This window comes from Duganella sp. (assembly GCF_039595735.1).
Lineage (GTDB): Bacteria > Pseudomonadota > Gammaproteobacteria > Burkholderiales > Burkholderiaceae_D > Rugamonas.
The window spans coordinates 215,719-241,458 of record NZ_JBCNLB010000005.1 but is presented as its reverse complement, the minus strand read 5'-3'; the positions used below and the strand labels follow the sequence as shown (position 1 = coordinate 241,458).

Sequence of the window (25,740 nt, the reverse complement as noted above, 5' to 3'; positions counted from 1 at the left end):
AACATTTGCGGAACAGACAACTCTGCAAGGCCACTTTGCAAAAACGCAGACCCCACCATGGCAACAAGCAACGACTTTGACTGGAACGACATCCCGCTGATCCTCGCGCTGGCCCGCAGCGGCAGCATGAGCGCCACCGGCCGCCAGTTGGGTGTCGACGCCTCCACCATCAGCCGCCGCATTGCCGCCGCCGAGAAGGCGCTCAAGCTGCGCCTGTTCATCCGCGATAACACCGGCTACCAGCTGACCGACGCCGGCCAGGTCTTTGTCGAGCATGGCGAAGCGGTCTACGGCAATGTGCAAAGCATGCTGCAAGCCTCCTCGCAGGAAGCCGATGCCACTGCCGGCCCGGTCAACATCACCTCGATCGATTTCCTGTTCGATTACTGGCTGCTGGACCACGTGCCGGCCCTGCACGCCCAGCACCCGCACCTGCAACTGACGCTGCAGGCGGAAAACCAGAACCTCTCCTTCACCCGCCGCGAGGCGGACTTCGCTCTGCGCCTGGGCAAACCAAGCGAAGATGCCGCGCTGGTGATGCGCAAGCTGGGCGACCTCGGCTTCGCCGTCTATGGCCACGCCAGGTTTGCCGACACGCCACGTGGCTGCTGGGGCACCCAGCCGTGGATCGCCTACGACGACAGCCTGTCCGGCACTGGCGAGATGCAATGGCTGGCCGCGATGGAGCCGCAGCCGCGCAAGGTGCTCAAGGTGAACAGCCTGAGCACGATGGTGCGCGCCTGCCGCGCCGGCGTCGGCATGGCGCTCCTGCCTTGCATCATGGGCCAGCAGGAAGGCCTGCTGCGCATTGGGGAAAACGTCGAAGTGCAACGCGACATCTGGCTGCTCAGCCATCGCGACGCCGGCTCAATCGCCCGCTTTAAAACCGTCTCGGCCTGGCTGTCGCACGTCTACGCCAGCAACGAGCAGCAGCTGTGCGGCGCAGTTTTAAACCCGTAAATCGCAGTCTATCCCCCGTTTTTTGCAGTTCGTCACATCCCGGTGGAGTGACGGATAGCCCTTGTCTATAGTTCACTCAACGCAACGAACTATTCACCCACAAGGAGCTCAAAATGAACATCGCAAAAAACATGGAAGCCATCTTCGTCGCCGCCATCGTCGTCGCCAGCGCCACCACCTTCGCCACCGCGGCAGTGAACGAACCAGCCGCACCGGTTGCACCAGTGGTCGCCGCTGTGAAAGCCGACGCCACCGCAATGCCGACCGTAACGGTCTCGGCAAAGCGCCTGACCGCTGCTGAAAAAGCAGCCCTGTAATTGACTCGATAAACACGGAGCGCATGATGAAAAAATTGATGAAGACTGCGATGCTGGCAGCGGTACTGAGCAGCGGCGCCCACGCCGCGCTGGCCGCCGATGTGATCAGCGAGAACCGCACCGTCGACGCGCGCGCCGTGAAGATCGAACTGGACGGCGTGATCAGCCTGAAGGTAAAGCAAGGCGCGACTGCCTCGCTGACCATCTACGGCGAACCGGACGCGATCAGGAAAGTGGTGGTCGAGCAGAGCGGCGAGACGCTGCACATCGGCACCGAGAAAGTGAACACCGTCTTCTTCGGCAACAAGCGCGAACTGCGTGCCGAGCTGACGCTGCCGAACCTGCGCCAGCTGACCTCGGGCGGTGTGGGCGCGACGGAAGTCAGCGGATTTAACGGCGACAATCTGCGCCTGGCTTTGGACGGCGCCGGTTCCGTCAAGGTCGACGCGCAATACCGGAATATCGACGTGCGCCTGGGCGGCGTGGGCGGCATGACCGTCAACGGCGGCAACAGCGACAACGTCGACCTGCATCTGAATGGTGCTGGCCGCATCGAGATGATAGGCCAGACCAAACAGTTACACGCCAGCCTTGGTGGCGTTGGCAGCCTGGATGCGCAGCAGCTGCGCGCGGATGCCATCGACGTCAACATGAGCGGCTTGGGCAGCGCTGCGGTCTACGCCAAGATCAGCGCCAATCTCAAACTCACGGGCATGGGTTCGGCCAAGGTGTACGGCAACCCGGCCACTCGTAACGCCAGCGCACGCGGCATGGGCAGCATCGCCTGGCAGTAAGGAACGCTCCGGCCTGCGTGGCCGGGCACTGTAAACACATGGGTGTGTTTTTACCGTCCAAAAGGTGATCCCTTTCGGACGGTTTTTTTATTTGAGGTAGCGCGCATCGTGCCCCAGCACGATGCGCAGGTCGGCATAGGCGGTGCTGCCGCGCGCCGCCTGCAGCGGCAGGCCAAGGCGGCGGCCCAGCACCTGCGCCATCTGCTGCTGTTGGCGCTGATATTCGATGCGGCTTTGCGGCACCACGAAAGGCCGCAGGTTGGACAGGCGTACCGTCTTCACGCCCTCCACCCCCAGCGTGCGTGCCAACCGCGCCGCGGCGCCGGTGATGCCGTTACCGTTGCTGATCTCCAGCCGCACCACCTCTTCACCTGCAGGAATGCGCCGCACTTCCACCAAAGCCGCGTTGACCCGCCGTACCTCGGTGCGCGGCACGGTATCGGCCACTGCCTGCTTGAGCGTGACGTAATCCTGCTGCACATCGTGCGTGCGCAGTGACGCGGCCTGCAGGTACATGGTCGCGGCCCGTTCGCGTTCTCCTTCGATCGCCAGCGCCGCCGCCAGCCGTTCCCACTTTTCCGGATTGAGCGGATCGCGCAGACAGGCTTGTTCCAGCGGCGTGATGGCGTCCGTCATCGGCGCCTCGACTGGCACACTGCCGCACGCCGCCAGCAGCATGCAGCCGGCGAAAATGGATTTTTTCATCATGGCCTCCTAGTGAGCAGCCTGCATCATGCGGTAGACCTGTATGCCTGCGGGACCGATCAGCACCAACATCAAGGTCGGAAAAATGCAGAAGATCAGCGGGAACAGCAGCTTGAGCGCGATCTTTGCCGCGGCCTCCTCGGCCAGCACGCTGCGCTTGCCGCGCAGGTTCTCGGAATGCACGCGCAATGAATCGCCCATGCTGGTGCCGAAACGTTCGGATTGAATCAGCATCGCCACCAGCGTGTCGACGTCCTCCACGCCGCTGCGCAGGGCGAGGTTGCGCAGCGCGCGCTCCTTGGTGAATCCGGCGCGCATTTCCATCAGCGCCAGTTGCAGCTCCTGCGCCAGCGCCATGCTCTTGATGTGGATCTCGCCGGCCACCTTGGCCAGCGCGCGCTCCAGGCTCAGGCCCGCCTCCACGCACACCGTCAGCAGGTCCAGCGCATCGGGGAAGTTTTCAAAGATGTCGCGGCAGCGGGCAGCCGCCTTGTGTGCCAGCACGGCGTTGGGCAGGTAGTAGCCGATCGCCGCCACCAGCAACAGCAAATACATGAAACCTTTTTGCGGGCCGTTCAGCGTCAGCGCGCCGCACAGCGCAACGATGGCCGGCAGGCCAAGCGCCAGCAGCGTCTTGGCGGCGAAGTACAGTGACGGCGCCGAAGCGCTGCGCCAGCCCGCATTCATGAAGCGGGTACGCAGCGGCGATCGCTCCCAGCCCTCCTCCGGCAGCGACAGGCGCGAAAATGGCTGCGCCGCCTGCGCCACCTTTTCCACCCAGCCGGTGCCAACCGGGTCCGGCGTCGCCTCGGTCGGCTCCACTACCTCGTTCAAGCGCTCACGCAAGGCCACCGGCGAAAACACCAGCAAGGCCGCCACCGCCATGCCCGCCGCCACCAGGAACACCACGGCCAGGAATATGATCTGCGATCCGTTCATGCGTCCTCCATCAGATACGGATGCGTATCAGCTTGCGCATCCACAGCACACCACCCATCGCCATCGCCACCGCGTACCACATCAGCCGCACGCCGACCGGGTCGGTCCACAGCACGCGCACATACGTGGGATTAGTCACCATCATCAGCGCGATCACGCCCAATGGCAGCAAGCCCAATACCCAGGCCGACATGCGGCCCTCTGCCGACATTACCCGCACCTGGGCCAGCAGCTTGAGACGCGCACGGATCAAACGGCTGATATTGCTGAACACCTCGGCCAGATTGCCGCCGGATTCGCGCTGTATCAGCACGGCGATGACCAGGTAGCGCAGATCCGTCAGCGGAACGCGCAGCGCCAGGTTGTGCAAGGCTTCGTTCATCGGCACGCCGTAGTTGATTTCTTCGTAGGCGAACTTGAACTCGCCGGCGATAGGATCAGGCATCTCCTCGCCCACCATCTGCATCACGTTGGCGAAGGAATGACCGGCACGCAGCGCGCGGCCCAGGAAGTCGGCCGCTTCCGGCAGTTGTTCCTCCAGCTTGCGCAAGCGCGCAGCGCGCGTGCGCATCAGGACCAGCCACGGCGCCGCCACGGACAGCACCAACATGCCCGCTGCCGGCGCCATGGGCATGTGCAGCATCTGAGGCAAAAACACACCAAAACCCGCAGCCGCCACGGAACAGCCGATAAATTGCGCAACCGACCAGCGTACGCCGGCCTGCAACAGCAAGCGATCCAGCAAATTCAGCTGGCTTATGCGACGCAGCAGCTTTTCCAATGCTGGGTTGCTGCTGTAGGTACGGCGCTTGAGAATATCGACCCGCTCGCTGCCGCCGCCGCCACTGACCGCCATCAGACGGAGGCGCTTGGCGATACGCCGCGCGGCGCCGCCATGCGCGCCGGACCACCACAGCCAGGCGCCTTCGATCATCAGGATCACGGCGGCGAACAACAGCACAGCAAAGGCGGAGAAAATCGCATCCATGGCGCTTACTCGTAGATCTTGTCCGGATCGAACACTGCATCCGGCACCGCCACGCCAAACATGCGCAGGCGGTCGGCAAAGCGCGGCCGTACGCCGGTGGCGTAGAAGCGGCCCTGCACCTTGCCCTGCGCATCCACGCCTTTCTGTTCGAAGCGGAAAATCTCGTGCATGGCGATCACCTCCCCTTCCATCCCGGTGACTTCCTGCAGGCTGACCAGTTTGCGCGTGCCATCGGTCAGGCGCGAAACCTGCATCACCACCGTGACCGCGGAGCAGATCTGCTGCCGCGTGGCGCGCGGCGTCAGGTTCACACCAGCCATGCCAACCATGTTCTCCAGCCGCGCCAGTGCGTCACGCGGCGTGTTGGAGTGGATGGTGGCCAGCGAGCCTTCGTGGCCGGTGTTCATCGCTTGCAGCATGTCCAGCGCCTCCGGGCCGCGCACCTCGCCCAGAATGATGCGATCCGGCCGCATGCGCAGCGCGTTGCGCACCAGCGAGCGTTGATTCACCTCGCCCTTGCCCTCGATATTGGGCGGCCGCGTTTCCAGCCGCACCACATGCGGCTGGCGCAGCGCCAGCTCGGCCGCATCCTCAATCGTGACGATGCGTTCATGCGCCGGAATAAAGCCGGACAAGACGTTGAGCATGGTGGTTTTTCCCGAGCCGGTGCCGCCGGAGATCAGGATGTTGATCTTGGCCTGGCCCAGCGCCTTCAGCACCTCCACCATTGGCGGCGTCAGGCTGCGGTAGTCCAACAGGTTCTCGATGCTGAGCGGATTGACCGCAAAGCGCCGTATTGACAGAATCGGGCCGTCAATCGCCAGCGGCGGAATGATGGCATTCACGCGCGAGCCATCCGGCAGGCGCGCATCCACCATCGGGCTGGATTCATCCACCCGCCGGCCCACGCGCGAGACGATCTTCTCGATGATCTTCATCAGATGGGCGTTGTCGTTGAAGGTGGTCTCGGTCAGTTCCAGCTTGCCGGCGCGTTCCACGTAGACCTTGGCGGCGGTGTTGACCAGAATGTCCGACACGCCCGGATCGGCCAGCAGCGGCTCCAGCGGCCCGAAACCGAGCATCTCGTGCTGGATGTCCAGCACCAGGTTGTGCCGCTCATGCTGATTCAGCACGATGCGCTCTTCCTCGATGATGCGTTGGACCAGCAGCGCCAGCTCGTGCTTGAACTGCTCCGGGGTCAGGCGCTTCAGGCGTTCAAGGTCAATGCGGTCCAGTATGGTCTGGTGCATGGACTTCTTCAGTTCCTGATAGGCCGCAGCGGCAAGGCCGGGCAGGCCATTGCTGCTGCGGACATCATCTGCGCTGGACAGGCGTTCGCGTAAGCTCATCTCATCCTCCATCGTTGCGGCCGAAGATGCGGTCGAATAGTCCCTTGCTCTCGGAGACGCGGCGTGCCGCCACCAGCTCCACCAGTTCCGCCAGACTGCGCGCCACCGCGCTGCTGCGCGACAGCTGCAGCACCGGTATGCCTTGGTTGACCGAATCGGTCGCGGACAGGTAATCGTTGGGCACCGTGTGCACCACGTCCGCGCCCAGCGCCTGTTCCAGATCCATCAGGCGCAGCTTGCCGCCCTTCTCGTAGCGGTTGACGATCAGGCGCGTGCGCTCGTTGGGGTAGCCCAGCGAGCGGAAGATGTCCAGCAGGCGGCGACCGTCGCGGATATCCGGCAGCGCCAGTTGCAGCACCGGGTAGATGGAGTCCGCCTGGTCCAAGGCGCGCAGTGAGATGGCATCGATCTGGCGGCCTACGTCCAGCACCACGAAGTCGTAGTGCTGGCGCGCCACGCGCAGGATGGTGTCCATGTGCTCCGGCTTCATGTCCACCGTACGGTTGGGGTCATCCGCCGCCGCCAGCACGCCGAAATTGGAGGCCACGTGCACCAGGCAGGAGTCCAGAAAGGCGCCATCCATGCGGCTGATCTGCGCGCAGATGTCGGACAGCGTCATGGCCGGCTTCTGATCGGAGACGTACAGCGTGGCGTCGCCGAACTGGCCGTGCAGGTCGATCAGCAGCACCTTGCGGTCGGCCAGCGCCGCCAGCGCGTAGCCGAAGTTGGTCGATAAAAAAGTCGCGCCGCTGCCGCCCTTGCAGGAGATGAAGGCCAGCACCTTGCCCTCGCGGACCGGCGTCAGGCCGGCTGCCACCTCGATGCGGTCCATGGCTTCATGGAAGGCGCGGTGCACCAGCGGCAGCTGCAACACCTCGCGCATGCCGGCGCGCATGGCGCGGATCAGCAGATCCTGTTGCGGGTCGCGCGTCAGCAGCATGAAGGATGCGGACGGATACTGCTTGCCCAGCCGGTCCACCAGTTCACCTTCGTCGGTGGCGATATCGCTGGCGTCCAGCACCACCAGCTCAGGCGTTTCGGGTAGCTGGCGTTCGACCGCGTCACGCAGGCCGTTGCGCGACGCCACCAGCTGCAGCGCCGGCATGCGCGCCGATCCCTGCGCCGCGACTTCCGCGTGCAGCAGGCTGTCCTTGCTGATCATGAGCGCTTTCATTTGACACCATTGTTCAGCAAGGGCGTTTGCTGCTCGCCGCCGTTTTTCTGATAGCGCTCGTAAGCGGCACGCGCGCTGCGGCCATCCATGCCAGCCACCGGATTGGCGTTGTGGGCGGCGTCCGGATGCAGGATCTGCTGCGCCAGCACCATGCGCGTATCAAGGCCAAAGCGGGCATCCCACTGCGGCGTGGTCTGAACCAGAGGGCTGGCGCAGGCGGACAACGTGCCTGCCGCCAGCAGGGGCAAGAGATATCGCATAAGAGTTCCCAGGTTATTTGGCCGGTTCCGGCGTGCCTTCCAGGCCGCCGCCCAGGAACAGCCTGGCGCGGCTCGGCGCGCTAACGCCATCGGTCGGCAGCTTGTAGTTGGCCGGTAACGGCCGCACCAGATGAGGTGTCACGACAAACAGCAGCTCGGTGCGATCCTGCTGAAAGTCGGTGCTGCGGAATAGCGCGCCAAGTACAGGCACCTCGCCCAGGATGGGCAAGCCGTTGATGTTGGCGCTGTGGCTGTTTTTAATCAGGCCGCCGATGGCGAAACTCTGGCCGTCGTACAGTTCCACGGTGGTGGCGGCGCGGCGTGTGGTAATCAACGGTAGCACCGACGAGCCGGAATAGCCGGACGCCGAGATGCCGATGCCCTCGCGCGATATCTCCGACACTTCCGGCGCCACCCGCAGGTTGATGCGGCCACCGGCCAGCACCGTAGGCGTAAAGCGCAAACCGACGCCGAATTCCTTTTCTTCCAGCGTGACCTTGTTATTATCCTGCGCCACCGGCACGAAGATGCGGCCGCCGGCCAGAAAGCTGCCTTCCTGCCCGCTGATCGCCATCACGGTCGGTTCGGCCAGCATGCGCACCAGCCCATCCTGCTTATCCGCCGCAATGCGTGCGCGGTTGCCGATGCTGAGCAGGCTTTTCAGCGTGCCGCTGACAAAGTTGGACGATAAGGTGCTGGCCCAGCTGCCGCCGCCGAAGTTGACGGTGACGCCGGCTTCCAGCTTGTCCAGCAGGGACTTGGAGACTTCCGCGATTTTCACTTCCAGCATCACCTGCTGCGGCGCGCCGATGTTGAGGAAGTTGACGATGCGTGCGCTGGCCTGCGTTGCCTGCGCGGCCAGTCCGGACTGCGGCGCGGCGGCGGCTTTGCCGGCCCCCTCCAGCGGCTGTGCGGGACGGCGCACAAAGGCAGTAGCCAGTTCCAGCACACGTGCGGCGGTGGGCGCGTCATCCACGGTGCCGCTGATGACCAGCGTGTCGCCGGCGGCGCTGACCTGGATGTTTTTCTGCTCGGGCATGAGCGAGGCCAGCGCCTGCTGCAGACCGGCGGGATCGATGCCGACCACCACTTCCACCACGTTGCACAAGCCGCTGCGGCCTTGCACGATCATATTGCTGCTGCCGATGTCGACACCCACCACATACAACGTATCCGGCGCCACCAGCATCGCCTGCAGCACACCGGGATTGCCGACACTGCGCGCCTGCACCGCTTCCGGCATGCGCATCAGCGTCGACTTACCGAGTTGCAGCTGCAGGCTGCCCGGCTGCGCCGCCTGCCCAGTGCAGCGCAAGCTGCCCCCTTCTGCTGCCGCGCGGGATGGCGGGGCTGATTGCGCGGCTACTGTCGTTGCAGGCGGCGTAGCGGCTTGCGCCAGCGTGGCCAGCAACGCCCACGCGGCCACGAGGCACGGCGCGCGGCGAGACGTCGCAAAGCGCAGCAGCGCGGTTTGATGGTAGGGATCCATGGCGCGCTCACAGGCATTCTTGCGTGCGCTGCACGCCGGCGATCACGCCGACACAGGAACGCGCGCGCGGCGCCGCATTGGCCACCTGCACGCGCGGGCGCGCCGGCGGCGATGCCGGCGGTTCTGCTGCCGGCGGTGGCACAGCAACCGGTACCTCCTGTGCGCCAAGCAGCGTGCCCTTGGTGGCGCCCTCGGTGGTGCCGGGCCGTGGATCGACCTGATTCCGCAGCACCAGCGACAGCGTGCCGACGCTGCGCGCCAGGTCCAGGTTCTCGGCCTGTGCCGGCGTCACCTCCAGCGTCACCGCATTCACCACGCGCGGTTTGGTTTCATCGCGGCCCACCTCCTGGGCCACTGCCAGCACCAGAATCCGTTCCAGCACGATCTTGGAAATGGCACGTTCATTGGACTGCGTATTGACGATGATATCGACAAAATTCCCCGGCAGCGCAAAACCGGCCACGCCCACCACATCGTTGACGCGCACCGTGATGGCGCGCTTGCCTTCCGCGATCAGCGCCGACAGGCCGCCCAGCGTGCCGGCCGGCGCCAGCTTGGCCTCACTCAGCGGCTCGTCGCGCAGCACGCTGGCTTTCAGCACGCGTCCTGCCAGCTTGCTGCCGTCGCGCAGGGCGCCGCGCGGCAGAGTCTCGGCCGGCCAGTCGATCAGCTTGAGCATTTCCGGGGTCAGGCGCTGGCCAAGGTTGACGTCCAGCGCCGCCACCACGATCTTGTTCGACGCGCCCGGCGTCTGCCGCAGCAGCCAGCGCGACGCCAGCGCCACTGCCGCCAGCCCGAACACGATGGCCAGCGCCATCATCAACAGTGCGCGCCGGTTCTTCATGCTATCCGCGGCTCCACGTCAACGTCTGCGGCGTGCGGCTGGCCGCCGGCAAACATGCTGATCCAGGCCTGGTCCAGCGCTGCGATCGACAGGCGTGCGGGTTCGCCCATGAAGCCGGCGAAGTCCGCCACCCGGCCGACGATCTCGCGCGGATAGCAGGCCAGCAGCGGCAGGCCGCTGCCCGCGTGCAGTTCATCCAGCAGATAACGCAACGCCGCTTCGTCATACGCCACCCCCATACTCAGACACTGCTGGCGCAACAGCGTGCGGTAATTGGCGGCGCTGAGCGCAGCTACCGGTATCTTGTAGCCGACGCGGCGCAACGCCGCATCATCCAGCAGCGACGACGGCGGCAGGCTGGTGACATACACCAGCCGCATGCGGCATGGCACATGGAAGTGATAGCCGCCCGCCAGCGACATGGCGCTGCGCTCCAGTTCCTGTGCATGGGCGAAGCGGTTCAGCAGGTCGGCCGCCGGCAGGCGCTGGCGGCCCAGGTCATCAACGATCAACAGGCCATTGTTGGCCTTCAGTTGCGGCGGTGCGCGGTAGCAGCCGCTGGTGGCGTCAGGCTGCAGGTCCAGCATGTCCGCATCGAGCGAGGCGTCCAGCGCCACCACCGGACGTTGGCACAGCACCCAGCGCGGATCGCTGCTGCGGCGCTCCGGCGCCTGCTGCGCAAGGCGCGCCTGCCGCGGCAACGGCGCACGATGCAGGGCCGGATCGTACACCTGCACGATATCCTGTCCCACCACCAGCGCATGCGGCACCGCCACCAGCCCTTGCAGCAAGGCGCCAAGCCGACGCGCCAGCACCGACTTGCCGCTGCCCGAAGGACCGTATAACAACATGCTGCGGCCGGCGTACATGGCCGCGCCCAGCATGCGCTGCACCGGCGGCGCCAGGAAGTCATCGGTAAATTCAGCCGCCAGTTCATCGGCGCAAGGCTGCGGCACATGCACGGCCTGGCGCTCCACCATGGCGCGATACGCTTCCAGCGTGACCGGTGCCGGGCCGGCATACGGGCAGCGCTCCAGCCAAGCGCTGGCGCGCTGCTTGCCGGCACCGGTCAGCTGATACTGCACATCGATGTCGGACTCGCCGCGCCACGCAACCTCCACCACATGTTCGGCCACCATGAAGTCCAGCACCTCGCGCAGCACGTTGATCGACAGGTGCAGCTTGGTGGTCAGCACCGGCAGATGGCTCTTGCCGCCGAGGCACAGCGCCTTGGCGACCAGCTCCACCACCAGTTGCTGCGGCAGGCCGGTATCGCGCACCGATTTCGGTTGCGGCGGCAGCGTGGCGTCCGGCTCGGCATCGAGCAGCTGCGTGTAGGGGGACGGCGGTTCCAGGGCTAGCATCGTTATCTCCACAGGGAAACTAATTTCGGTGTGGAATCAAGTTTAGCCAGCCATGTTTTGCGGACATTGACGTGCAGCAAGCACAGCTCATTGATGCTGCCAGGCGACAACGCCGAGCGTGCCCAGCGCGATGGCCACGCCGTAGGGAATGCCGCCCACGCTGGCACTGGGCGGCAGCGGTACCGGCGCCAACGGCACGCCCAGCAGGCGCCACAGCAAAGGCTGGCAAATCAGGCGCAGATTGCGTGCACTCTCACGCCAGCGTCCGCTGAACAGCAGCATCAGCAGCGCCATCACGCCGCCCACCAGCGCCGACAGCGCGGCAATCTGCAGCGCCTGCCATGGGCCGACAAAGGCGCCGGTCATGGCCATTAGCTTGACGTCGCCGGCGGCCATGCCGCGCGCCAGGTACAGCGGCAGGAATAAAAAAAAGCCGGCGCATCCGCCGGCCAGCCACAGCGATACGGAAGCGCCCGGCTGCCCGCTCAGCAGGTGCAGGATCAGCGCCAGCATCAGGCCGCTCAGGATCAGCACGTTGGGGATCTTGCGCATCGCCAGATCTGTCAGGGCCGCTTGCGCGACCAGGCAGATCAGAATCACTTCAATCGCATTCAGCATGACGATCTCTCCCAAAAGAACTTCCCGGCCAGCCGCAGCCGGGAAGTTCTCACGCTTATGGCGAGGTGATGTTGGACGCAATCGTGGTGAAGGCGGTTTGCAGCGCTGGCCCCAGCAGGCCGAAGGCGGCGCCCACGGCAGCCACCATGGTCGCCGCGATCAGGCCGTATTCAATGGCCGTGATCCCTTCCTCGTCACGCGCAAACTCTTTTGCAATTGCAAGAATCGAGTGCATGTTGTTCTCCTTTGGTTAGTCCACAAGAAATTCTCTGGCGCGCCATGTTTGCCGCACCATTGGGTACACTATACGGACCCGAGTTTTGGAAGAGTTGACGTCACGCAAGTTTTCCGTGCGGAATCTTTTCTAGGGGCAGATCAAGCGGAATGTCGGAAAAAGGTCGCATTCTTCGGCAATGGAAGTTTTTTTTCGCACACAAGAATTGCCCTGATTGCAAAAAGCTATTATCCTGCTTAGCTGTTCTTTGGAAAGGCAAATGGACTCCCTACTGAAACACATGGTGGACATGACCGGTCACCGCGATCACACGATGCTCGACATCTCAGTGATTTCAGCGGTGCAGGAGCTTGCCCGCGCCGATCAGGTCCGTGTGTTGACCCTGGCCACTGTCCGGGGAAAAGTCTTCGTGCGTCCGCGCGCCATCATTGTTTCCGGGGAAGCGGCGCGCATGGTCGATACCTCCGACCAGCATCATCCGGGCGAGCCGGTCAACACCTACCCGGCACTGGCGCAATGCCTTGCGCGCCACGAATCCAGCGCCGACGTTGCCAACGAGGCAGACGAGCACACCCTGTGGCTGCCAATCTGGCTGGGCGACAAGGCCGATACCTGCCTGGAAATCGTCAACCCCACGCCGTACACCAAAGAAACCATCAACATCGTCGGCGCCATCGTCAGCGTCTACCGCAACTTCCAGAACCTGCTGGACTACAGCGAACGTGATTCGCTGACCGGCCTGCTCAACCGCAAGACCTTTGACGACCAGCTGTCCAAGATGCTGGCCGCCTGCACTGACCAGGACGCCATCACCCTGCCCGGCGAACCGGAGCGCCGCCACCACAGCGACGAGGAAAAGCAATGGCTGGCCGTGGTGGATGTGGACCATTTCAAGCACGTTAACGACCGTTTCGGCCATTTATACGGCGATGAGGTGCTGATCCTGATCGCCAACCTGCTCACCTCTTCATTCCGCGCGCAAGACCGCGTATTCCGTTTCGGCGGCGAAGAGTTCGTGGTGCTGTTGCGTTCCGCCACCCTGGACAACGCCAAGAAAATCATCGAGCGCTTCCGCATGAACGTGGCCGCGCATGATTTCCCGCAAGTGGGCAAGGTGACTGTGAGTGTGGGTTTTGTCAGCATCAGCGCGCTGGAAGCGCCGGTGATTATCCTGGGCCATGCCGATCAGGCCTTGTATTACGCCAAGAGCCACGGCCGCAACCTGGTCTGCCACTATGACGAGCTGGTCAGCGGCGGCCTGCTGCAGACCATCGAATCCAACGATACCGCTGAATTCTTTTAAGCCGCTACCGTCAGGAAGCGCATCGGATCCACATTCCATTTGGCCGGCGATTCGTGGCTGACAATCTTGTCGCCGCCGCCGAAGCCCAGGCCGCGCGACAAATCCACCGTTTCCGGTTTGATATAGACGTTCTTCTTGGTGTGGAAGAAGACGTTGACCTTGGGCGCCAGCAGATTGGTTTCATGCGGCTCGATCACCACGCCCAGGCGGCCGGACTCCAGCAGCACCATGGTGCCAACCGGGTAAATCCCGACGCAACGCATGAATTCCTGCGTGTACTGCGGGTTGAAGTGGAACTTGCTCCATTCGTGTATCTTGCGCAGCGCCGCCGCCGCCGACATGCCCTTGTGATAGCAGCGGTCGGCGGTAATGGCGTCGTACACGTCGACAATGGCCGCCATCTGCGCCAATTCACTGATGCCATCGTTGGCCTGCTTGCCGGGGTAGCCACTGCCGTCGCGCCGCTCGTGGTGATGCAGCGTGATATCGAGTGGAATCGGACCGATCTCCGGCGATTGTTTCAGTATCTTGTAGCCATCTTCAGGGTGCTTCTTGATGATGGCGAATTCCTCGTCGGTCAGCGGGCCGGGTTTGTTGAGGATCTGGTCCGGCACCAGCGCCTTGCCGGTGTCATGCAGCAGGCCGCCCAGCCCGGCTTGATGGGTGATGTCGGCCGGCAGATTGCGCGAGCGGCAGAATGCCACCAGCAGCGTGCACACGCTGACCGAGTGCAGGAAGGTGTAGTCGTCCTTGTTCTTGATGCGCAGCAGGCCGACCAGCGCGCCGGGATTGCGCAGGATGGACTCGGTAATGTTCTGCACCACCGGCTGCACCTGATCCAGTTCGATCGCCTTGCCGAGGCGGGCATCCTGCATCACGGTGCGCACCAGCGTCGAGGCCTGGTGGCGGATCTGCACCGCGCGCTGCATCTCCTCGCCCAGCGAGACGCGCGTCTGCACCGGCGCCTTGGCCACAATTTCAACCAGCTCGCGTTCGGTCGCCGCTTGCGCTTCAGCCAGGGTAGGCGCATCCTGCACATCCAGGCCCTTGGCGCTGTCGATCACCACGTCGTGGATGCCGGCGTTGATGATCTTGCGAATCTCGTCCTGGCTGGAAATCAGAAAGCGGTTGCGCACGAACGGATGGGTCATCCAGTCGCAACTCAGGTCATGAATATACATGCCCACCTTCAGCTGGGAAGAGTCGACTTTCTTTAACATGCGGATACCCGTCAAAATAGAGGCTGGCGCGGCAAATGCGCTAGCATAAGTATAACAAACTGTTTCCTACCGGGATTAAATTTACAAGTACAACTATTCCTTTCGGACATGGAACTACGTCAGTTACGCTATTTTGTTGCTATTGTGGATCACGGTTCGCTGTCGCGGGCCGCGCTGATCCTGCACGTCGCCCAGCCCGCGCTGACCCAGCAACTACGCCAGCTGGAAGAGGAACTGGGCGTCCAGCTGCTGCACCGCTCCGCCCAGGGCGTATTGAGCACGGATGCCGGCAAGGTGTTCTACGAGCACGCGCAAGCGATCCTCAAGCAGGTGGCCGACGCGCGCTCGGCCGTGGCGCAGTCGGCCGAGCGGCCCAGCGGCAGCGTCACGCTGGGGCTGCCGCACAGTATTTCCGGCGCGCTGGCCCTGCCCTTGCTGACCGCCACCCGCGCCCAGTATCCGGAAATCACACTGCAACTGACCGAGGAACTGACCGGCAACCTGAGCGATCAGCTCAAGTCCGGCCGCGTCAACCTGGCCGTGCTGTTTGACGACGGCCAGCTGAGCCAGTTTGCCACCACGCCGCTGGCGGAAGAAGAGCTGCAATTTATTTGTCACGCCGATGCCAGCTACGCCAAGGGTGAGCATTCACTTACGCTGCAACAGGCCTTGCACACCACACTCATCCTGCCCGGCTTGCAGCACGGCGTGCGTCCGCGGATAGAAAGCGTGGCGCGCGAGGCCGGGCTCAGCGTGAGCAAGGTGATTGAGATCAATTCGATCGCCATACTGAAGTCGGCCCTGCTGGCCGACATGGGCGCCACCCTGCTGCCGTCCGCCCCGGTGCTGGATGAGTTGCAACGCGGCACGCTGCGTGCCCAGCGCGTCCACAGCCCGTCGATTTCCCGCACCGTGGTGCTGTGCAGTTCGCGCAACATCCCGCTGACCAATGCCGCTGCCGCCATCAGCCGGCTGGTGCGCCAGGTCAGTGACCGCCTGTGCGCGGAAGGCTGTTGGCCCGGTGCAACACCGATATAAGTTTTTCTTATACCCCTATCGGCAAACGGTATTTCCGTATACGTCAAGTAGCGCCCATACTGGTCATAGAACCGCCCACCAGCGGTAAGTGGCTTGAGCCTGGCCTGCCCACCCGGCATCCCCCAGTTCGAGCGCGATCTGATACCAAAAACGGAGACACCACCATGCCAGACGGCAGCAGCTCGCTCACGTCCGTGAGCCTCGACGACAAATACACCTCCACCAAAGGCACCATCTTCCTGTCCGGCATCCAGGCCCTGGTACGCCTGCCGATGATGCAGCAGGTGCGCGACAAGATGGTGGGCCTGAACACGGCCGGCTTCATCTCCGGCTATCGCGGTTCGCCGCTGGGCGGCCTCGATGAAAACCTGTGGAAGGCCAAGCCGCATCTGGAAGCGCACAACGTGCAGTTCGTGCCGGGCGTGAACGAGGATCTGGCGGCGACAGCGGTGTGGGGCTCGCAGCAGGTGGACCTGATCGGCGAGTCGAAATACGACGGCGTATTCGCCATGTGGTACGGCAAGGGCCCGGGCGTGGACCGCTGCGGCGACGTCTTCAAGCACATGAACCACGCCGGCACCTCAAAGCACGGCGGCGTGCTGCTGGTGGCCGGCGACGACCATGGCGCCTATTCGTCCACGCTGCCGCACCAGTCGGACCACATTTTCTCGGCCTGCATGGTGCCGGTGCTCTACCCTTGCAATGTGCAGGAATACCTCGACCTTGGCATCCATGGCTGGGCCATGTCGCGCTTCTCGGGTTGCGCGGTGGCGTTCAAGGCGCTGGCCGACACGGTGGAATCATCGGCGTCGGTCGATGCCGATCCGTTCCGCGTCGAGACCAGAATTCCAAAGAACTTCGTCATGCCGGAAGGCGGCCTGAATGCGCGTCTGTCCAGCATCCCGCTGGGCCAGCAAGCGCGCAATCAGGAAGCGCTGATGCAGGACTACAAAATCTACGCCGCGCTGGCCTACGCGCGCGAGAACAAGCTGAATCACACCACCATCGATTCGAAAGACGCCAAGCTGGGCATCATCGCCTCCGGCAAATCGTATCTGGACGTGCTGGAGGCGCTGGAAGAACTGGGCATCGATGAAGCGATGGCCGCCAAGGTTGGCCTGCGCCTGTTCAAGGTCGCCATGCCCTGGCCGCTGGAACCGGACAGCGTGCGCGAATTCGCGCAAGGCCTGGACGAGATCCTGGTAGTGGAGGAAAAACGCCAGTTCGTCGAGTACCAGCTGAAGGAACAGCTGTACAACTGGCGCGACGATGTGCGTCCGCGCGTGATCGGCAAATTTGACGACAAGGGCGAATGGGTGGCCCCGCGCGGCGAATGGCTGCTGCCGCCCAAGGCCGACTTCTCGGTCTCGCAAGTGGCGCGCGTGATCGCCAGCCGCGTGTCGCGCTACATCACCGACGCCCACATCCAGGATGAAATTAAGGCCCGCCTGACCTTCCTCGACACCAAGGACGCGGTGCTGAAGAAAGCCATCAGCACCCCGTTCCGTCCGGCCTTCTACTGCTCCGGATGCCCGCACAACACCTCGACCAAGGTGCCGGACGGTTCGTTCGCGCTGGCCGGCATCGGCTGCCACGTGATGGCCACCTCGATCTACCCCGAGTACAACAAGCTGACCACCCACATGGGCGGTGAAGGCGCGCCGTGGATTGGCCAGGCCGCCTTCTCCAAAGTACCGCACGTGTTCCAGAACCTGGGCGACGGCACCTACTTCCACTCCGGCTACCTGGCGATCCGCGCGGCGGTGGCGGCCAAGGTCAACATCACCTACAAGATCCTGTACAACGATGCGGTCGCCATGACCGGCGGCCAGCCGGTGGACGGCCAGACCTCGGTGCCGATGATCGCGCAGCAGATGGCGGCCGAAGGCGTCAAGCGCATCGCGCTGGTGACCGAAGACCTGTCGCGCTACACCGACCGTTCGGCGCTGCCATCCATCGTCTCGCTGCACGACCGCAAGGAGATGGACGCCGTGCAGCGCGAGCTGCGCGAACTGCCAGGCACCTCGGTGCTGATCTATGACCAGACCTGCGCGGCCGAGAAGCGCCGCCGCCGCAAGAAGGGTGAGTTCCCCGACCAGGCCAAGCGCATGGTCATCAACGAGGCCGTGTGCGAAGGCTGCGGCGACTGCGGCATCCAGTCCAACTGCGTGTCCATCCTGCCGAAGGAAACGGAGTTCGGCCGCAAGCGCACCATCGATCAATCGTCGTGCAATAAGGACTACTCGTGCGTGAAAGGCTTCTGCCCGAGCTTCGTCACGGTCGAAGGCGGCGCGCTGAAAAAAACCAAGACCGGCGCTACCCAAAGCGATGACGGCTGGGATGCCTTGCCCGAGCCCGCGCTGCCGGACTGCGAGCACCCGTACAACATCCTGATCAACGGCATCGGCGGCACCGGCGTGATTACCGTCGGCGCGCTGATGGGCATGGCCGCGCACATCGAAGGCAAAGGCGCCTCGGTGCTGGACATGACGGGCATGTCGCAGAAAAACGGTTCGGTCACTTCGCACGTCAAGATCGCGCGCACGCCCGAGCATCTGCGCGCACAGCGTATCGCCACCGGCGAAGCGGACGTCATCCTCGGCTGCGACATGCTGACCGCCGGCGCCGCCGATGCGGTATCGAAGATGCGTCCCGGCCGCACGCTGGCCATCGTCAATCTGCACGAGCAGCCGCCGGGCACCTTCGCGCAAAACGCCGACTGGGAATATCCAGCGGCCGACGTGCGCGCGCTGATCGAGGAATCGGTGGGCGCCGGTGCGGCAGACTTCATCGACGCCACCAAGCTGGCCACCGCATTGATGGGCGATTCGATCGCTGCCAACCTGTTCATGCTGGGTTACGCGTGGCAGCGCGGCCGCATCCCGCTGAAAGAAGAATCGCTGCTGCGCGCGATCGAACTGAATGGCGTGGCTGTCGCTTCCAACAAGAAGAGCTTCCTGTGGGGCCGCCGCGCCGCGGTTGATCTGAAGCGCGTCGAGCGCACCGCGACGCCGGCACAAGCCATCGTGCTGCAAATGCCGCAGACGCTGGACACCATTGTCGCCAAGCGCATGGAGTTCCTGACCGCGTATCAGAACGCCGCCTACGCCGATACCTACTCGGAACTGGTGGCGCAAGTGCGCGCGAAGGAAAACTCGCTCGGTCTGGGCAACAAGCTGTCCACCGCTGTCGCCAAGTCCTGCTTCAAGCTGATGGCTTACAAGGACGAGTACGAAGTGGCGCGCCTGTACACCGATGGGCGCTTTGTCGAACAGCTGCAGCAGCAATTCGAAGGCAACTTCAGCGTCAAGTTCAATCTGGCGCCGCCGCTGTTCGCCAAAAAGGACGCCAAAGGCCATTTGGTGAAGGCGGAATTCGGCTCGTGGATGTGGAGCGCTTTCAAGCTGCTGGCCAAACTGAAAGGCCTGCGCGGCAGCGCCCTGGACATTTTCGGCTACACCGAAGAACGCAAGATGGAGCGCGCGCTGATTGTGGAGTATCGCGAGATGGTGGCGTTGCTGCTGGCCGGGCTGAATGCGGACAACCACGCCACGGCGGTCGATCTGGCCGCGCTGCCGGAGAAGGTGCGCGGCTTCGGTCATGTGAAGGAAAAGGCGGTCGCCGCCTTCCGCACCGAAAAAGCCCGCCTGATGGCGCAATTTAACCAGCAACGCGCCGCCTAGGTCTATAGAACGCGCGCTCAGCATGGGCCCCGGCCTTCGCCGGGACGACGATTAAATTGACGTTAACGTAAACGTCATATAATGAACAAAAAATATTATTAGGGACACCAATGAACGATCTCTCGACCCCGAAAATCGCGGCGGTGGACGACCAGCCCCGCACCAGGAACAAGGTCCGCTTTGTCACGGCGGCCTCGCTGTTCGACGGCCACGACGCCTCGATCAACATCATGCGCCGCATCCTGCAATCGAACGGCGTGGAAGTCATCCACCTGGGCCACAACCGCTCGGTGGATGAAGTGGTCACCGCCGCGCTGGCGGAAGATGTGCAGGGCATCGCCATCTCCAGCTACCAGGGCGGCCACGTTGAATACTTCAAATACATGATCGACCTGCTGCGCCAGCGCGGCGGTGCGCACATCAAGGTCTTCGGCGGCGGCGGTGGCGTGATTGTGCCGCACGAAATCGAAGAGCTGCACGCGTACGGCGTCACCAAAATCTTCAGCCCCGAAGATGGCCAGCGTATGGGCCTGGTCGGCATGATCCTGTGGATGGTGCAGCAGTGCGATATCGATCTGTCGCAGTACTCGCCAACCTCGCTGGCGCCGCTGCGCGAAGGCGCGGATATCGCCGCGCGCCATCGCCCGCTGGCGCAGCTGATCACCGCGCTGGAAAATGACAAGACCGCACCGGCACTGCGTGCCGAACTGCTGGCCGCCGCGGAAAACCTGCCTGTACCGACGCTGGGCATCACCGGCACCGGCGGCGCCGGCAAATCCTCGCTGACCGATGAACTGATCCGCCGCATCCGCCTGGACCAGGGCGACTCCTTGAACATCGCCGTGATCTCGATCGACCCATCGCGCCGCAAATCCGGCGGCGCGCTGCTGGGCGACCGTATCCGCATGAACGCCATCAACCCGTGGGCGGGCCAGTCGCGCGTGTTCATGCGCTCCCTGGCCACGCGTGAAGCGGGCTCCGAGATTTCGCAGGCGCTGCCGGACGTTATCGCCGCCTGCAAAGTGGCCGGCTTCGATCTGGTGATTGTTGAAACCTCCGGCATCGGCCAGGGCGATGCCGCCATCGTGCCGCATGTGGACGTATCGATGTACGTGATGACGCCGGAATTCGGCGCCGCCTCGCAGCTGGAAAAAATCGACATGCTCGATTTTGCCGATTTCATCGCCATCAACAAGTTTGACCGCAAGGGCGCGCAGGATGCGCTGCGCGACGTCGCCAAGCAGTACCAGCGCAACCGCGAACTGTGGAGCAAGCGCCCGGACGAAATGCCGGTCTACGGCACGCAGGCATCGCGCTTCAATGACGACGGCGTCACCGCGCTGTATCAGGGTCTGCTGCCACGCCTGGTGCAACTGGGCCTGCGCGCACAGCCGGGCAAGCTGATATCGGCCGACGTGCGCCACTCCAGCGGCAAGAACGTCATCGTGCCGCCAGCGCGTGCGCGCTATCTGGCGGAGATTGCCGACACCGTGCGCGGCTACCACCGCTTCACGCGCAAGCAGGTCACGCTGGCGCGCGAACGCCAGCAGCTGAGCGAATCCAAACGCATGCTGGCCATCGCGCATAAAACCGCCGACTTCGACGACCTGATCGCCGAGCGCGATGCCGAGATGGATGCCGGCGCCAAAAAACTGCTGGCGCAATGGCCCGACATGCAAGCCGCTTACGCCGGCGACGACTACGTGGTGAAAATCCGCGACAAGGAAATCCGTACCCGCCTGGTGCAGCACACGCTGTCTGGCACGCGCATCCGCAAGGTGGCGCTGCCGCGTTACGAGGACCACGGCGAAATCCTGCGCTTCCTGATGCTGGAAAACGTGCCAGGCTCCTTCCCCTTCACCGCCGGCGTGTTCGCGTTCAAGCGCGAAGGCGAAGATCCAACCCGCATGTTCGCCGGCGAAGGCGACGCCTTCCGCACCAACCGCCGCTTCAAGCTGGTCTCCACCGGCATGGACGCCAAGCGCCTGTCGACCGCGTTCGACTCGGTGACCTTGTACGGCGCCGATCCGGCACTGCGTCCGGACATCTACGGAAAAGTCGGCAACTCGGGTGTATCGATCGCCACGCTGGACGACATGAAAGTGCTGTACGATGGCTTCAACCTGTGCAGCCCAAGCACGTCGGTGTCGATGACCATCAACGGCCCGGCGCCGACCATCCTGGCGATGTTCATGAACACCGCCATCGACCAGCAGATCGACAAGTTCGTCGAAGAGAACAAGCGCCAGCCGAGCGCCGACGAAGCGGCCAAGATCAAGGCATGGGTGCTGCAAAACGTACGCGGCACCGTGCAGGCGGACATCCTGAAGGAAGACCAGGGGCAGAACACCTGCATCTTCTCAACCGAGTTCTCGCTGAAGGTGATGGGTGATATCCAGGAATACTTCGTGCACCATCAGGTGCGCAACTTCTACTCGGTGTCCATCTCCGGCTACCACATCGCGGAAGCGGGCGCGAATCCGATTTCGCAATTGGCATTCACGCTGTCGAACGGCTTTACGTTTGTTGAAGCCTATCTGGCGCGCGGCATGCATATCGACGACTTCGCGCCCAACCTGTCGTTCTTCTTCTCAAACGGCATGGACCCAGAATACACGGTGCTGGGCCGCGTGGCCCGCCGCATCTGGGCGGTGGCGATGCGCGACAAATACGGCGCCAACGACCGCTCGCAAAAGCTCAAGTACCACGTGCAGACCTCGGGCCGCTCGTTGCACGCACAGGAGATCGACTTCAACGATATCCGCACCACGCTGCAGGCGCTGATCGCGATTTACGACAACTGCAACTCGCTGCACACCAACGCCTACGACGAAGCCATCACCACGCCGACCGACGAATCGGTACGCCGCGCGCTGGCGATCCAGCTGATCATCAACCGCGAATGGGGCCTGGCCAAGAACGAGAATCCGAACCAGGGCTCGTTTATTATCGACGAGCTGACCGATCTGGTGGAAGAAGCAGTGCTGCAGGAATTCGAACGCATCGCGGAACGCGGCGGCGTGCTGGGTGCAATGGAAACCGGCTACCAGCGCGGCAAGATTCAGGAAGAGTCCATGCTGTACGAGCACCAGAAGCACGACGGCACCTTGCCGATCATCGGCGTCAACACCTTCCGCAATCCGAAGGGCGTGGAAGCGCCAGCGCAGATTGAACTGGCGCGCTCCACCGACGATGAGAAGCAATCGCAGCTCAAGCGCCTGGAAGACTTCCACGCGCGCCATGCGGCCGAAGCGCCGCAAGCGCTGGCGGCACTGCAGCAAGCCGCCATCGACAACGCCAACGTGTTCGAAAAACTGATGGACGCGGTGCGTGTCTGCTCGCTTGGCCAGATCACCACCGCGTTGTTCGAAGTCGGCGGTCAGTACCGCCGCAATATGTAAGGACTGGCTACTTCAGCTTGCCGGCGCCAGCGCTGGCAGGCACGGAAGTCAGAGTGGCCGTTGCCGTTTGCAGTGTGTATGCATACGGTGGCGTCCACAGGTTTGCGCTGCTGGGCTGCGCCAGTCCGCACTGGCCGTCCACCGCATTGGTGCCGGATTTGTCGCTGACGAACACGTGGCCGGATGAGCGGAAACCAAGAAAATCCTTGCCCTTGATCGCCTTGCCGCAGAACTCCGTCAACTTCAGACCGGTGATGTTGTAGTACTGGTTCTCCAGCAGCATATTCGAGCGATAGCGCGCATCGGTGCCGCTGGAGAATTTGACGTCGGTGTCCTTGGTCGAGACATTCCCGGAAATCAGATTGTTGAACATGTGGACCTGCCCGTAGCGGTTCAATGGCAAGCGCGTGGTGGCGCCGTCCCACCAGTTGCCGCTGAAGGTCACATGCAGGCGTCCCTCATCACTCCATGCGCGCCCTGAGTCGCCGTTACCCACCAGCGTGGTCTTGTGGTGTTTGCCGAAGACGCTATTGGCGATGGTGACGTAGTCGCTGCCGCGTACCACATCAAGCGCGCCGTCGTGACGCGTGTCGTAGGTGCCGGTGGCCAGCGAATCCGGCGTATCGCCGTCGCTGATGGTCAGGTGGTCCAGATAGATATTCTGGCCGCGCGACACCGTCAGGCCGTCGGCATAAGCGTTGTCGGCATCCTCCGGGTTGACATCCCACGGCGTATCGATCATCAGATTGCGCACGATGACGTTGCGGGTCCAGGTGGGATAGTCGTCACCATTCTTGCCATCCGCAATCCACTTCTTGAAATCCGCTTCCGGATCGCCGCCCGCGGTCAGCGCCAGCTCGCCGCCGATCAGCAGCGCGGTGCCGGTGATGCGCGCCGGCCGCCCTTGCGCATCGTTGATGCCGACCAGCGTAGTGTTGGACGGGATGGCGATCGAGCCGCCATATTTCTGGTCCGAGTAGCTGGTGTACTCGCGGAACACCGTATTGTTCTGGCTCCAGCGCAGGTCGATGTGGCCAATCACACGAATGATCTTGGGCTCATTGCCCGCCTCCGCGATGGCGGCCACCAGTTGCTGGCCGTTGTACACCGTATAGATGCGATTGGCGATGGCCGAGCCGCCGCCGGTCACCAGCACCGGCCCCTTGCTTGAATGTGCATGCCAGCCGCTGGCCGGCGCCGGATCGCGTTCAAAGGTCAGCACGCCGCCGGTCGGATCGGCGGACGCGAACTGCCACGCAGGCAGCTTGGGCGCGGCGGCATAGCCGGTCGGATCGTGCAGGCCGCCGGTCAGCACCGGGGCGGAGTAATTGCGTACGCCGTACTGCGCGGTCTGCAACGGCGTGCTGGCGCCGGTCAGGGACTTGGCGTCGATGGCGGCGGAATGCGCGGATGAAGCCAGCAGCAGGCTGGCCACGAGTAGTGGATATTTCATGCTTGTCTCCAGGTTGAAATGCACTGACAGCTCGCGATGATCCATACCCACGTGCGCCTGCCTTGCAGGCAGCAATGAGAGATTTTTTATGGGTGGGACTGGATCAACATTCAGGCACCTTGCGTACCTGCCGCCGTTGCGAAGAGGGTTGAGGAAACCGAGTTCGCTCAGGTCAAAAACCGACGACAAATCGAATCATCGGCGGTGCTTAAATACTAATCCTGCAGAAAAAATAATGCAACTAGCGGAAATGCGGGCCTGCGCCTTGCTGCGCCATCTCGTCGCCGGCGTTACGCAACGGGCAAGCTTTGAGGGACAGGCATCCGCAACCGATGCAGCCATCCAGTTGATCGCGCAACTGGGTCAGCGTCTTGATCCGTTCTTCGAGTTCCTGCTTCCAGGCGGCGGACAGCCGGCGCCAGTCCGCCACGGTCGGCGTGCGGCCGGACGGCAGCGCATCCAGTGCCCGCGCGATCTCCGCCAGAGGCAGACCGACGCGCTGGGCGACCTTGATCACCGCCAGCCTGCGCAACACCGAGCGGGCATAGCGGCGCTGGTTGCCCGCTGTTCGCACCGAGTGGATCAATCCCCGGGCTTCATAAAAGTGCAGCGCGGAGACGGCAACTCCTGAACGCTGCGCCAACTCGCCGACGCCCAATTCGCTTTGGCTCATAAAACCCCTTGACCTCAAGTTAAGTTGAGATTTTATAGTGTCCCCACATTCACTGCAAAAGGACACCATGAAATTCATTAACCCTCAGGGTCTGTACGACCCGCGTCCGAATGGCTACAGCCATGTCGTTGTTGCTGAAGCGCCTGCGCGCCTCATCTACATCGCCGGGCAAGGCGGCGAAAATGCGCAGGGCGATCTGTCGCAGGATTTTGGCGAGCAGGTCGCGCAAGCGCTGCGCAATCTGCACACCGCGTTATCGGCCGCTGGCGCGTCGTGCACCGATGTTGCGAAGGTCACCGCGCTGATTGTCGATCACAGCGAACACCGGCTGGCGATATTCAGCCAGGCCCTGCGCGCCATGTGGGGCGATCATCCGGCGCCAGCGTGCACACTGATCCCCGTACCGCGCCTGGCGCTAGACGGCATGCTGTTTGAAATCGAAGCCACCGCCATCCAGCAGCTGCGGGACGAGATTTACTGAGCGTGGCAGGCTGCGGCGCGATAGAAGTAGAAGTTGCCAAAGTTGAGAAATTCAGTCTTGGCGTCGAAGCGGTAAGTAACCTCCCGCCGCTTCTCGTCAAAGCTGAGCAGCCCGCCAACATGCTTGGGCAACTGCTTGAACACCTCAGTAGGGAATGGCTCCTTGCCGCCCAGGGTGATAATCAACATATCGTTATCCGCGCGACGCCAGGTGCTTGGCTGGTAGAAGCCAAAGCCGCCACGGAAAACCAGACTCCCATCTGCTTCCAACAGCATGCACATGGTCGGGAATTCCGTCCCGGTGTTTTCCAATATCACAGGCGCCGATGGCGGCTGCTGCACACTGGCACAACCGCCCATCAAAAGCGCCAAAGCGGCGTACCCCAGATAAGGTTTCATGCGATTTCACGAGGATGTAGAAACCATCACTTTACCTTATAAACAGCGCTAGAC

At 63.2% G+C, this 25,740-nt stretch carries 23 protein-coding genes; 8 read left to right on the top strand and 15 right to left on the bottom strand.

The window, feature by feature from the left end:
• Positions 1-57: 57 nt before the first annotated feature.
• The 3 genes from ABDW57_RS12600 to ABDW57_RS12590 all read left to right on the top strand — a co-directional run bounded on the left by ABDW57_RS12600 (position 58) and on the right by ABDW57_RS12590 (position 2,071).
• Positions 58-960: a LysR family transcriptional regulator gene (locus ABDW57_RS12600; protein WP_343730542.1), complete on the top strand. Its 903-nt coding sequence runs from the start codon at positions 58-60 to the stop codon at positions 958-960.
• A 113-nt stretch (positions 961-1,073) separates the two neighbouring features.
• Positions 1,074-1,277 (top strand): hypothetical protein, encoded by a 204-nt coding sequence (locus ABDW57_RS12595; protein WP_343730541.1) that lies wholly within the window; start codon positions 1,074-1,076, stop codon positions 1,275-1,277.
• Positions 1,278-1,300: 23 nt separating this feature from the next.
• Positions 1,301-2,071 carry a head GIN domain-containing protein gene (locus ABDW57_RS12590; protein ID WP_343730540.1) on the top strand — a complete coding sequence of 257 codons (771 nt, stop codon included), beginning with the start codon at positions 1,301-1,303 and terminating at the stop codon, positions 2,069-2,071.
• Between the two features lie 87 nt (positions 2,072-2,158).
• On the opposite strand, the gene ABDW57_RS12585 is transcribed toward ABDW57_RS12590, so the two are convergent.
• The 11 genes from ABDW57_RS12585 to ABDW57_RS12535 form a co-directional block, all read right to left on the bottom strand.
• Positions 2,159-2,779, bottom strand: a complete 621-nt coding sequence (locus ABDW57_RS12585) for a LytR C-terminal domain-containing protein (protein ID WP_343730539.1) — start codon at positions 2,777-2,779, stop codon at positions 2,159-2,161.
• Between the two features lie 6 nt (positions 2,780-2,785).
• Positions 2,786-3,715 carry a type II secretion system F family protein gene (locus ABDW57_RS12580; protein ID WP_343730538.1) on the bottom strand — a complete coding sequence of 310 codons (930 nt, stop codon included), beginning with the start codon at positions 3,713-3,715 and terminating at the stop codon, positions 2,786-2,788.
• Between the two features lie 10 nt (positions 3,716-3,725).
• Positions 3,726-4,703 carry a type II secretion system F family protein gene (locus ABDW57_RS12575; protein ID WP_343730537.1) on the bottom strand — a complete coding sequence of 326 codons (978 nt, stop codon included), beginning with the start codon at positions 4,701-4,703 and terminating at the stop codon, positions 3,726-3,728.
• A gap of 5 nt (positions 4,704-4,708) precedes the next feature.
• Positions 4,709-6,052: a CpaF family protein gene (locus ABDW57_RS12570; RefSeq protein ID WP_343730536.1), complete on the bottom strand. Its 1,344-nt coding sequence runs from the start codon at positions 6,050-6,052 to the stop codon at positions 4,709-4,711.
• 1 nt (position 6,053) lies between these two features.
• Positions 6,054-7,226, bottom strand: a complete 1,173-nt coding sequence (locus ABDW57_RS12565; RefSeq protein WP_343730535.1) for an AAA family ATPase — start codon at positions 7,224-7,226, stop codon at positions 6,054-6,056.
• The gene (locus ABDW57_RS12560; protein WP_343730534.1) at positions 7,223-7,486 is read right to left on the bottom strand and encodes a hypothetical protein; all 264 of its coding nucleotides are present in this window, start codon (positions 7,484-7,486) and stop codon (positions 7,223-7,225) included. Before ABDW57_RS12560 ends, ABDW57_RS12565 begins: the two co-directional genes overlap by 4 nt.
• Positions 7,487-7,499: 13 nt before the next feature.
• The gene (locus ABDW57_RS12555; protein ID WP_343730533.1) at positions 7,500-8,975 is read right to left on the bottom strand and encodes a type II and III secretion system protein family protein; all 1,476 of its coding nucleotides are present in this window, start codon (positions 8,973-8,975) and stop codon (positions 7,500-7,502) included.
• A 7-nt stretch (positions 8,976-8,982) separates the two neighbouring features.
• Positions 8,983-9,819, bottom strand: coding sequence for a Flp pilus assembly protein CpaB (gene cpaB / locus ABDW57_RS12550; protein ID WP_343730532.1), 837 nt, complete (start codon positions 9,817-9,819; stop codon positions 8,983-8,985).
• Positions 9,816-11,183, bottom strand: coding sequence for an ATP-binding protein (locus tag ABDW57_RS12545; protein ID WP_343730531.1), 1,368 nt, complete (start codon positions 11,181-11,183; stop codon positions 9,816-9,818). Before ABDW57_RS12545 ends, cpaB begins: the two co-directional genes overlap by 4 nt.
• Before the next feature lie 87 nt (positions 11,184-11,270).
• Entirely contained in the window at positions 11,271-11,801 is a 531-nt protein-coding gene (locus ABDW57_RS12540; RefSeq protein ID WP_343730530.1) for a prepilin peptidase, read from the bottom strand.
• A gap of 55 nt (positions 11,802-11,856) precedes the next feature.
• Positions 11,857-12,036 carry a Flp family type IVb pilin gene (locus tag ABDW57_RS12535; protein WP_343730529.1) on the bottom strand — a complete coding sequence of 60 codons (180 nt, stop codon included), beginning with the start codon at positions 12,034-12,036 and terminating at the stop codon, positions 11,857-11,859.
• 259 nt (positions 12,037-12,295) lie between these two features.
• Here ABDW57_RS12535 and ABDW57_RS12530 point away from each other — a divergent pair, with 259 nt between their 5' ends.
• Positions 12,296-13,339, top strand: coding sequence for a GGDEF domain-containing protein (locus tag ABDW57_RS12530; protein ID WP_343730528.1), 1,044 nt, complete (start codon positions 12,296-12,298; stop codon positions 13,337-13,339).
• On the opposite strand, the gene ABDW57_RS12525 is transcribed toward ABDW57_RS12530, so the two are convergent.
• On the bottom strand, positions 13,336-14,559 hold the full coding sequence (locus ABDW57_RS12525) for an HD-GYP domain-containing protein (protein ID WP_343730527.1): 1,224 nt from the start codon (positions 14,557-14,559) through the stop codon (positions 13,336-13,338). The two genes, ABDW57_RS12530 and ABDW57_RS12525, sit on opposite strands and share 4 nt — an antisense overlap.
• 108 nt (positions 14,560-14,667) lie before the next feature.
• Between ABDW57_RS12525 and ABDW57_RS12520 the strand changes: the two genes are divergently transcribed.
• The 3 genes from ABDW57_RS12520 (at position 14,668) to icmF (ending at position 22,681) form a co-directional block, all read left to right on the top strand.
• Positions 14,668-15,597 carry a LysR substrate-binding domain-containing protein gene (locus tag ABDW57_RS12520; protein ID WP_343730526.1) on the top strand — a complete coding sequence of 310 codons (930 nt, stop codon included), beginning with the start codon at positions 14,668-14,670 and terminating at the stop codon, positions 15,595-15,597.
• A gap of 164 nt (positions 15,598-15,761) precedes the next feature.
• Positions 15,762-19,280: an indolepyruvate ferredoxin oxidoreductase family protein gene (locus ABDW57_RS12515; RefSeq protein ID WP_343730525.1), complete on the top strand. Its 3,519-nt coding sequence runs from the start codon at positions 15,762-15,764 to the stop codon at positions 19,278-19,280.
• 110 nt (positions 19,281-19,390) lie between these two features.
• Positions 19,391-22,681 carry a fused isobutyryl-CoA mutase/GTPase IcmF gene (gene icmF, locus ABDW57_RS12510; RefSeq protein ID WP_343730524.1) on the top strand — a complete coding sequence of 1,097 codons (3,291 nt, stop codon included), beginning with the start codon at positions 19,391-19,393 and terminating at the stop codon, positions 22,679-22,681.
• Positions 22,682-22,688: 7 nt separating this feature from the next.
• On the opposite strand, the gene ABDW57_RS12505 is transcribed toward icmF, so the two are convergent.
• A complete protein-coding gene (locus tag ABDW57_RS12505) occupies positions 22,689-24,134 on the bottom strand; it encodes a pectate lyase precursor (RefSeq protein WP_343730523.1) in 1,446 nt (481 codons plus the stop codon).
• A gap of 241 nt (positions 24,135-24,375) precedes the next feature.
• On the bottom strand, positions 24,376-24,807 hold the full coding sequence (gene soxR, locus ABDW57_RS12500) for a redox-sensitive transcriptional activator SoxR (protein ID WP_343730522.1): 432 nt from the start codon (positions 24,805-24,807) through the stop codon (positions 24,376-24,378).
• 67 nt (positions 24,808-24,874) lie between these two features.
• Between soxR and ABDW57_RS12495 the strand changes: the two genes are divergently transcribed.
• Positions 24,875-25,288 (top strand): RidA family protein, encoded by a 414-nt coding sequence (locus tag ABDW57_RS12495; RefSeq protein WP_343730521.1) that lies wholly within the window; start codon positions 24,875-24,877, stop codon positions 25,286-25,288.
• On the opposite strand, the gene ABDW57_RS12490 is transcribed toward ABDW57_RS12495, so the two are convergent.
• Positions 25,282-25,686 carry a hypothetical protein gene (locus ABDW57_RS12490; protein WP_343730520.1) on the bottom strand — a complete coding sequence of 135 codons (405 nt, stop codon included), beginning with the start codon at positions 25,684-25,686 and terminating at the stop codon, positions 25,282-25,284. The genes ABDW57_RS12495 and ABDW57_RS12490 overlap by 7 nt on opposite strands.
• Between the last annotated feature and the right edge of the window lie 54 nt (positions 25,687-25,740).

Excerpts from the sequence above, each read along its gene's own strand:
- ABDW57_RS12600 (WP_343730542.1), top strand. The coding sequence starts at position 58 with ATGGCAACAAGCAACGACTTTGACTGGAACGACATCCCGCTGATCCTC.
- ABDW57_RS12595 (WP_343730541.1), top strand. The coding sequence starts at position 1,074 with ATGAACATCGCAAAAAACATGGAAGCCATCTTCGTCGCCGCCATCGTC.
- ABDW57_RS12590 (WP_343730540.1), top strand. The coding sequence starts at position 1,301 with ATGATGAAAAAATTGATGAAGACTGCGATGCTGGCAGCGGTACTGAGC.
- ABDW57_RS12585 (WP_343730539.1), bottom strand. The coding sequence starts at position 2,779 with ATGATGAAAAAATCCATTTTCGCCGGCTGCATGCTGCTGGCGGCGTGC.
- ABDW57_RS12580 (WP_343730538.1), bottom strand. The coding sequence starts at position 3,715 with ATGAACGGATCGCAGATCATATTCCTGGCCGTGGTGTTCCTGGTGGCG.
- ABDW57_RS12575 (WP_343730537.1), bottom strand. The coding sequence starts at position 4,703 with ATGGATGCGATTTTCTCCGCCTTTGCTGTGCTGTTGTTCGCCGCCGTG.
- ABDW57_RS12570 (WP_343730536.1), bottom strand. The coding sequence starts at position 6,052 with ATGAGCTTACGCGAACGCCTGTCCAGCGCAGATGATGTCCGCAGCAGC.
- ABDW57_RS12565 (WP_343730535.1), bottom strand. The coding sequence starts at position 7,226 with ATGAAAGCGCTCATGATCAGCAAGGACAGCCTGCTGCACGCGGAAGTC.
- ABDW57_RS12560 (WP_343730534.1), bottom strand. The coding sequence starts at position 7,486 with ATGCGATATCTCTTGCCCCTGCTGGCGGCAGGCACGTTGTCCGCCTGC.
- ABDW57_RS12555 (WP_343730533.1), bottom strand. The coding sequence starts at position 8,975 with ATGGATCCCTACCATCAAACCGCGCTGCTGCGCTTTGCGACGTCTCGC.
- cpaB (WP_343730532.1), bottom strand. The coding sequence starts at position 9,819 with ATGAAGAACCGGCGCGCACTGTTGATGATGGCGCTGGCCATCGTGTTC.
- ABDW57_RS12545 (WP_343730531.1), bottom strand. The coding sequence starts at position 11,183 with ATGCTAGCCCTGGAACCGCCGTCCCCCTACACGCAGCTGCTCGATGCC.
- ABDW57_RS12540 (WP_343730530.1), bottom strand. The coding sequence starts at position 11,801 with ATGCTGAATGCGATTGAAGTGATTCTGATCTGCCTGGTCGCGCAAGCG.
- ABDW57_RS12535 (WP_343730529.1), bottom strand. The coding sequence starts at position 12,036 with ATGCACTCGATTCTTGCAATTGCAAAAGAGTTTGCGCGTGACGAGGAA.
- ABDW57_RS12530 (WP_343730528.1), top strand. The coding sequence starts at position 12,296 with ATGGACTCCCTACTGAAACACATGGTGGACATGACCGGTCACCGCGAT.
- ABDW57_RS12525 (WP_343730527.1), bottom strand. The coding sequence starts at position 14,559 with ATGTTAAAGAAAGTCGACTCTTCCCAGCTGAAGGTGGGCATGTATATT.
- ABDW57_RS12520 (WP_343730526.1), top strand. The coding sequence starts at position 14,668 with ATGGAACTACGTCAGTTACGCTATTTTGTTGCTATTGTGGATCACGGT.
- ABDW57_RS12515 (WP_343730525.1), top strand. The coding sequence starts at position 15,762 with ATGCCAGACGGCAGCAGCTCGCTCACGTCCGTGAGCCTCGACGACAAA.
- icmF (WP_343730524.1), top strand. The coding sequence starts at position 19,391 with ATGAACGATCTCTCGACCCCGAAAATCGCGGCGGTGGACGACCAGCCC.
- ABDW57_RS12505 (WP_343730523.1), bottom strand. The coding sequence starts at position 24,134 with ATGAAATATCCACTACTCGTGGCCAGCCTGCTGCTGGCTTCATCCGCG.
- soxR (WP_343730522.1), bottom strand. The coding sequence starts at position 24,807 with ATGAGCCAAAGCGAATTGGGCGTCGGCGAGTTGGCGCAGCGTTCAGGA.
- ABDW57_RS12495 (WP_343730521.1), top strand. The coding sequence starts at position 24,875 with ATGAAATTCATTAACCCTCAGGGTCTGTACGACCCGCGTCCGAATGGC.
- ABDW57_RS12490 (WP_343730520.1), bottom strand. The coding sequence starts at position 25,686 with ATGAAACCTTATCTGGGGTACGCCGCTTTGGCGCTTTTGATGGGCGGT.